At 58.2% G+C, this 251-nt stretch carries 1 protein-coding gene; it reads right to left on the bottom strand.

Going from position 1 to position 251, the window contains the following annotated elements; all coding sequences use genetic code 11:
- The coding region (locus SB754_RS21790; protein WP_410784398.1) for a hypothetical protein at positions 1-182 on the bottom strand (182 nt) is incomplete at its 3' end.
- Between the last annotated feature and the right edge of the window lie 69 nt (positions 183-251).

Raw genomic sequence — 251 nt, forward strand, 5'->3', positions numbered from 1 at the left:
CGCAGATCGAGTTCTTCGCTGCGATAGCCAAGCTGATCGAGATCTCGAACCTCTCTGTCCCAGCTGATCAAGCGCTGCTCGTACTCGTCAAGCGCATTCATCACGATCAAAGCTCGACCGTTGACGCGCTTTAGTTCCCGGGCGCGAGGCCCGAGCCTGTAAGCGCTGAGGTAGATGCGCATGATGATTATCGTAGTGACGGACAGGTGCCGCCAGCCGGGGGACGATCTCGCAGTACTCGACCTCCAGAT

Origin of the sequence: Leifsonia sp. SIMBA_070, from assembly GCF_046534635.1 — a bacterium.
GTDB lineage: Bacteria > Actinomycetota > Actinomycetes > Actinomycetales > Microbacteriaceae > Leifsonia.